Here is a 6,322-nt window from a genome sequence, read left to right as displayed (position 1 = left end):
ACCACCGGCTTAGCCGGTGGTTATGATTTTTAAAAAACTTTTGAGGGTATATTAGGGGTGAGAGATTTATTTTTGTAACGTGATAAAGGAAAGTGATTTTATGAAAAATGATGTATTAAGAAGAAAAGAACACGAAGCTGTTAGAAATGGCGTTGGTTATTATGATTTCACTCACCAAGTTTTAGATGTCAAGGGTAAGGATGCAGCAACTTTTTTAGACAAAGTTTTTGTAAATGACATAAAAAATATGAAAAAGGGTCACGCACTTTACACTACAATGCTAAATGAAGAGGGAAAAATTATTGACGATGTTATTGTTTTTAGGTTGGAAGATGACAAGTATTTGATTTCAACTTTATACATTGACAAGATGATTAAGTGGTTTGACAAGTTTAAGGGTGGCTGCGATATAGACTACAAGGACATTACTTCAAAGCTAACTATGTTTGCTCTTCAAGGTCCAAAGTCAAGAGATCTTGTAAATAAAATTGTGGACAAGGACCTTTCTTCTATGAAGTTCTTCACTATTGAAGACAACACTGTTGGCGACTTAGATATTATGGTTGCAAGGGCAGGTTTCACAGGCGAACTTGGCTATGAACTTTATGTTGAAAGTAGCAAGAAGGAAGTTCTTGAAGAAAAAATTAAGGAATGCGGCAAGGAATTTGGCTTAGTTAATATTACCACTGATGTAATTATTGGAAGTTTGCCAGGAGAAAAGGGCTACGTTCTTATGAGCGACCTTGAAGGCACAAATCCTCTTGAAGTTGGCTATGGCTGGACAGTTCACTGGGACAGCGACTTCATTGGCAAGGATGAACTTCTAAAGGCAAAGGGAAATATTAAGAGAGATCTTTTCGGCTTTGAACTTTTAGAAGAAGGTCAAGTTGAAGCAGGAGACCCAGTTCTATGTGATGGTAAGGAAATCGGCAAGGTTACTAAATTCACTTACGGCTACACTCTTGAAAAATTTATTGGCTACTGCTTAATTGAAAAGGAATGTGCAGTGGAAGGAAAAGAAGTTGAAATTAAAGCTAAGGTTGGCAGCCTAAAGGCAAAATTATGCGACAGAGTTTTCTATGACAAGGAAAATGAAAGAGTAAGAGGATAAGATAAGAATAAAAGGAGTCCTTGGGCTCCTTTTTTATGTTAAGCTATAATAAATTTTAAATGAAAATTTTTGCACTTATGTCTTTGTTTATTTAAGAATGAATCAAGGCTATAGGTGCAATTTTTTGCGAAATATTTTTTAGAGATTTAATCCCCAAAAATATTATAGAGCCAATTTTTGCAAAAAATATCTTTTAGAGATTTTCTCCCCAACAGATATTATAGAGCCACAAAAAAATACCTGCTGGAGATTTCTCCCCAACAGATATTAAAATCTTTTCAAAATTATTTTTTAATTAAGATTAAGCAGTAGCTGCTGGTTTATTTTTATTTAGCATTTTTTGTGTTACAAAGATAAATGCTAGAGCAGCAAGTCCAATTGCGTCAGTAAGAAGCTTTGGATCAAGTAGTGCGAAAGCAGCTAAAAGAAGTATAATTCTTTGCCATATTCTTAGGTTTCCAAATAGATAAGATTCAACTGTACCTGCCAAGCAAATTGTACCAATAAGTGCAGTTACAATTGTTGGTAGAGCAGCTGTTACTGGAAGCCAATTTACTGTTGTTCCTACTATGGAATCTACCATTATTAAGTGTGGGTTAATAACAAAGATGTAAGGTATTATGAAGGCGCCTATGGCAAGCTTGAAGGCTTGGAAACCAGTCTTCATTGAGTTTGCACCTGCGATACCTGCTCCTGCGTAAGCAGCTAGGGCTACTGGAGGAGTAACGTCGGCAACTACACCAAAGTATAGGATAAATAGGTGGGCTGACATTAAGTTTACACCAAGTTTTGTTATTGCTGGAACAGCCATTGTTGCAAGTACGATGTATTTTGCAGTAGTTGGAAGTCCCATGCCAAGGATAATTGAAGATATCATTGTAAGAAGTAGTGTAGGGATTAGTCTACCTTGAGCTATTTGTACGATTACTTCTGCAATCTTTAGACCGAAACCAGTAAGTGTTACAACACCTACGATCATACCAGCACAAGCACAGGCACAAGCTACACCAACGGCACCCTTAGCACCTGCTTCCATTGCTCCAAGAATATCTTTAGGAGTAAAGGAATTATCTTTTTTAATAAGAGATACTGTCATGGCAACTATAACGCCAATTACTATACCAGTTAAAGCAGCCATTGTTGGTGGATATTGTTTAACCAACATGAAGATGATTGCGATAAGAGGTAGAGTTAAATAACCTTGTTTTCTTAAAATATTTGAAACCTTTGGAAGTGATTCTCTAGGCATACCTTTAAGGCCAAGTTTACAAGCTTCCAAGTGAACCATTGTACCAACAGCTATATAGTATAGAACAGCTGGGATAATTGCAGCCTTAACAATTGAAATGTAAGGGAAACCAGTGAAGTCCGCCATGATAAAGGCAGCAGCTCCCATTACTGGAGGCATGATTTGTCCACCAGTAGATGCAGTAGCTTCTACGGCACCTGCATAGTGAGGTTTGTAACCAACTGATTTCATTAGTGGAATTGTGAAGGCACCAGTAGTAACTGTGTTAGCTACAGATGAACCTGAGATTGAACCCATAAGTCCTGAAGAAAGAACTGATGTCATAGCTGGACCTGATCTTGTAGAACCAGTTAAAGCGTAAGCAAAGTCTATAAAGAATTCGCCAACACCAGTTTTGTCTAGGAAGGATCCAAATAGTATAAACATAAATACGAAAGTAGAAGATACTCCAAGAGGTGTACCCATAATACCTTCAGTAGTCATATACATGTGTGAAACAATTCTAGTAACATTAAATCCTCTGTGGGCAAATATACCTGGCATGTGTCTGCCGAAGTAAGCAAATAGTAGGAATACTATAGTAACGATAGGAAGTTCTGGTCCTACGACTCTTCTTGTAACTTCAAGAGTAAGTAGAACTGCAAGAACACCAAGCACCATATCAGTAGTGGACATTTGACCACCCTTAAGGGCAATTGCTTCTACATTAAAGAATATGTAGCCCCATACTCCAACTGATAAAATAATAAGTAGCCAATCAGTGATATCAATTTTATCTTTTGATGACTTTTTAAATCCTGGATAAAGTGCAAATCCAAGAGTAAAGGCAAAGATTAAGTGAAGAGATCTTTGCTTCATAGCTAAAAGTGTACCATGCCATGCTGTAAATAAATGGAAAGCAGACATTAAAATTGCAACGATTGTAATGAATAGAGCAACCTTGCCAGTTAACTTACGAAGCTTACTAGTTTCAAGGTCGTATTGTTCCATTAATTCATCAACATTCATTGCACCAAGTTCTTCAGCAGTCTTAGTAAAACTAGCTTCAGAAGACGGATCTTGTGAATCTAGTTTTGAATCCTCTGTTTTTATTTCTTCAGATTCTAAATTTTCATTTAATTTTTTATCTTCGCTCAATTTGGCACCTCCTTAGTGCGTATTGTAAAAGTGAGATGTGTTCAGTAGAAAATTCTAAAGCTTCTCTCGGTTCAGAAAAATCTAAAAAGGGAGTGGTCCTTCCATTGATAACAAGTTTGTGATTTGCTATGACAGCCCCAGTCCTATAAACAACAGTTTCAAAGGGAACGTTCATATCATATAGGCAAAAACTACCGTCATCGGTGTATTTAAACTTGTATATTAAATTTACAGGAAGACCTGCACCTTGGTCGCGATATCTTTGTTCCATAAGTATTAATTTGCCATCGCGAACTTCATACCATTCACTAGTCTCTGACCTTTCAACGGAATGGGTATAGACTATGCCGAACCTTTCCTTATCCTTTAAGTGTTCTATCTTTAATAGGTCTCCATTAAAGTAAGATTTTATTATTATTGCGTCGATTTTCACAAAGGATAAAATAAAAAAAACTATTATAATAAAGAGAATTGGAAAGAAAAACTTCTTTCCAATGCCCTCTTTATTTCTACCATTCATTATTTTTTAACTTCATCGAAATATTTTTGTGCACCTGGGTGAACTTCAATACTCATACCGTCAAGAGCTTTATCAAGAGCGATGTCGCCACCTCTTGCGTGAGATTCCTTCATAGTATCAAGGTTTTCGAATAAAAGTTTAACAATATTGTATGCGTCTTCTTCAGCCATTCTTTCATCAACAGCTAGCATTGATTGTACTGCTACTACAGAGATTTCTTGGTCTTGTCCCTTGTATTCTGTAGGAGTGATGTGTAGGTTAACATAGAATGGATATTTTGCGATAAGAGCTTCAGCTTTATCTTCTGCAATTGGAACTAGGTGAACATCATGAGTAGTTGCTAGTTCAGTAATAGCTGAAGATGGAATTGCTGCAGTTAAGAATGTTGCATCAATTTGACCAGATTTAATTTGGTCAGCAGCTTCTGCGAAAGATAGATAGTCAACTTTTCCTAAATCATCATAAGTGATTCCGTGGATATCAAGAATTTGTTTTACGTTAACTTCAACACCAGAACCTGGAGCACCAACAGCAACTCTCTTGCCCTTTAAGTCGTCAATAGTTTTAATTCCTGATTCATCAGAAGCAACTATTTGTACGATTTCAGGATATAGACAGCATAGACCTCTTAGAGAAGGTTTCTTTTGTCCTTCGAAAGTATCAGTACCGTTTAGTGCATAGTAAGCAACGTCGTTTTGAATAAATGCGATTTCTGCGTCTCCCTTAGTAACAAGTTCAACATTTTCTTTAGAAGCACCAGTAGCTTGTGCAGTAGCTGTGTAGTTAACACCTGCATTATTAAGAATGTTAGAAAGTGCTCCACCTAGTGGATAATATGTACCACCAGTACCACCTGTTGCAACTGACATGAATCCGCCTTTAGTTTCCATTAAACCTTCAGCTTTCATTTCGCCAGAAGCTTCTTCTGTCTTTGCGTTTTCTTCAGTTTTTGTAGCATTGTTAGCAGGTTCTTCTTTTTTGTTTCCGCCGCCGCTACAAGCAGTTAAAGTAACTGCAACCAAAGCAATAAGCATCATGAGTGTCATAAATTTTTTCTTTGTCATAATAATCCTCCTTGACATTATTCAAATAAACTAAAATTTTATGAAAATGTTTATTTGCTATTTTTATATTACAATAACTAATATCAAATGTCAATTAAATAAAAAGGATATTGGGGCGAAAAATTGTATGATATTTATACAAAGCTACAAATTTGAAAACGGTTTAAAATAAAGAAAATGCCATTAAGTGATGAAATTTGCTTTTAGGGTAAGTATAAAATGTAAATTTAAAAATAAAATCTCGAAAGATTTAAAAAATTTATCAATCTTAAAAGATTAAAAAATTTATAAATTTTGGAGGTAAAAATGAAAATTTCCCATCTATTAAATATTAAGTATCCAATTTTGCAGGGAGCTATGGCAAATATTTCTACATCAGAGCTTGCAGGTGCGGTTTCAGAAGCTGGTGGTCTTGGCATGATAGCAACAGGCGGCTTTAGTCCAGAGGTCGTTAGAGAAGAAATAAGAAAAATAAAAAAGATGACAGACAAGCCCTTTGGCGTAAATATGGTAATGATTCACCCAGCCATTGACGAGCTCAATAAAATTGTTGTTGAAGAGGGAGTAAAAATTATAACTTGTGGTGCAGGAAATCCTCAAAAATATTTTGACTACTGGCTAGATAAGGGTCTAAAGGTAATTCCTATTATTGCCAACAAAAAGATGGCGCAAAAAGTTGAAAGCCTAGGTGCCACTGCCTGCGTCTTTGAAGGTGCAGAAGCAGGGGGACACATAGGAAAGCTCAACACTTTCCCAGCTCTACCAGAAATTTGTGACTCTGTAAAAATTCCGGTGATCTCTGCTGGAGGAATTTACACGGCAAGACACATCTTGGCTGCGGAAATTTTGGGGGCAAGTGGAGTGCAAATGGGCACGAGATTTTTGGTGTCAGAAGAAGCACCAGTCCACGAAAACTTTAAAAAGACTCTTCTTGAAGCCACAGATAGGGACACAATTGTCACAGGAATTACGACGCCTCATCCAATAAGGTGCTATAAAAATAAGTTGGCTGATAAACTTTTGGAGATCGAATTAAATAAGCTTGACCAAGAAGAATTTGAAAAGTATGCTGCAGGCTCTAGCTATAAAGCTGTAAGAGATGGAGATGTGGAATGGGGCTCTGTCATGGCAGGGGAAGGCTACGAGTATTTAAATAAAGTGGAAAGTGTAAGAGATATAATAGAAAATATTATGAATGACTACAAAGACCTAAAAGAAAATTTTAAAAATAGTTAAAAATT

The 6,322-nt window shown here is 36.3% G+C and carries 5 protein-coding genes; 2 read left to right on the top strand and 3 right to left on the bottom strand.

What is annotated here, in order from left to right:
- Positions 1-100 precede the first annotated feature (100 nt).
- Positions 101-1,111, top strand: coding sequence for an aminomethyl transferase family protein (locus HMPREF2801_RS00235; protein ID WP_070609898.1), 1,011 nt, complete (start codon positions 101-103; stop codon positions 1,109-1,111).
- A gap of 301 nt (positions 1,112-1,412) precedes the next feature.
- Here HMPREF2801_RS00235 and HMPREF2801_RS00230 read toward each other — a convergent pair whose 3' ends face one another.
- Genes HMPREF2801_RS00230 through HMPREF2801_RS00220 form a run of 3 tightly spaced genes read right to left on the bottom strand, consistent with a single transcriptional unit; the run spans position 1,413 to position 5,081 of the window.
- Positions 1,413-3,497 (bottom strand): TRAP transporter permease, encoded by a 2,085-nt coding sequence (locus tag HMPREF2801_RS00230; protein ID WP_070609896.1) that lies wholly within the window; start codon positions 3,495-3,497, stop codon positions 1,413-1,415.
- A complete protein-coding gene (locus tag HMPREF2801_RS00225; RefSeq protein ID WP_070609894.1) occupies positions 3,484-4,017 on the bottom strand; it encodes a DUF1850 domain-containing protein in 534 nt (177 codons plus the stop codon). The genes HMPREF2801_RS00230 and HMPREF2801_RS00225 overlap by 14 nt, the downstream gene beginning before the upstream one ends.
- Positions 4,017-5,081, bottom strand: coding sequence for a TAXI family TRAP transporter solute-binding subunit (locus HMPREF2801_RS00220; protein ID WP_070609892.1), 1,065 nt, complete (start codon positions 5,079-5,081; stop codon positions 4,017-4,019). Before HMPREF2801_RS00220 ends, HMPREF2801_RS00225 begins: the two co-directional genes overlap by 1 nt.
- Before the next feature lie 306 nt (positions 5,082-5,387).
- Between HMPREF2801_RS00220 and HMPREF2801_RS00215 the strand changes: the two genes are divergently transcribed.
- The gene (locus tag HMPREF2801_RS00215) at positions 5,388-6,317 is read left to right on the top strand and encodes a nitronate monooxygenase (RefSeq protein ID WP_070609890.1); all 930 of its coding nucleotides are present in this window, start codon (positions 5,388-5,390) and stop codon (positions 6,315-6,317) included.
- Positions 6,318-6,322 lie beyond the last annotated feature (5 nt).

The sequence above is a fragment of the Peptoniphilus sp. HMSC062D09 genome, from assembly GCF_001811425.1.
Lineage (GTDB): Bacteria > Bacillota > Clostridia > Tissierellales > Peptoniphilaceae > Peptoniphilus_A.
The sequence above is the reverse complement of the archived record's forward strand: the minus strand, read 5'-3'. Positions and strand labels throughout refer to the sequence as shown.

Excerpts from the sequence above, each read along its gene's own strand:
- HMPREF2801_RS00235 (WP_070609898.1), top strand. The coding sequence starts at position 101 with ATGAAAAATGATGTATTAAGAAGAAAAGAACACGAAGCTGTTAGAAAT.
- HMPREF2801_RS00225 (WP_070609894.1), bottom strand. The coding sequence starts at position 4,017 with ATGAATGGTAGAAATAAAGAGGGCATTGGAAAGAAGTTTTTCTTTCCA.
- HMPREF2801_RS00220 (WP_070609892.1), bottom strand. The coding sequence starts at position 5,081 with ATGACAAAGAAAAAATTTATGACACTCATGATGCTTATTGCTTTGGTT.
- HMPREF2801_RS00215 (WP_070609890.1), top strand. The coding sequence starts at position 5,388 with ATGAAAATTTCCCATCTATTAAATATTAAGTATCCAATTTTGCAGGGA.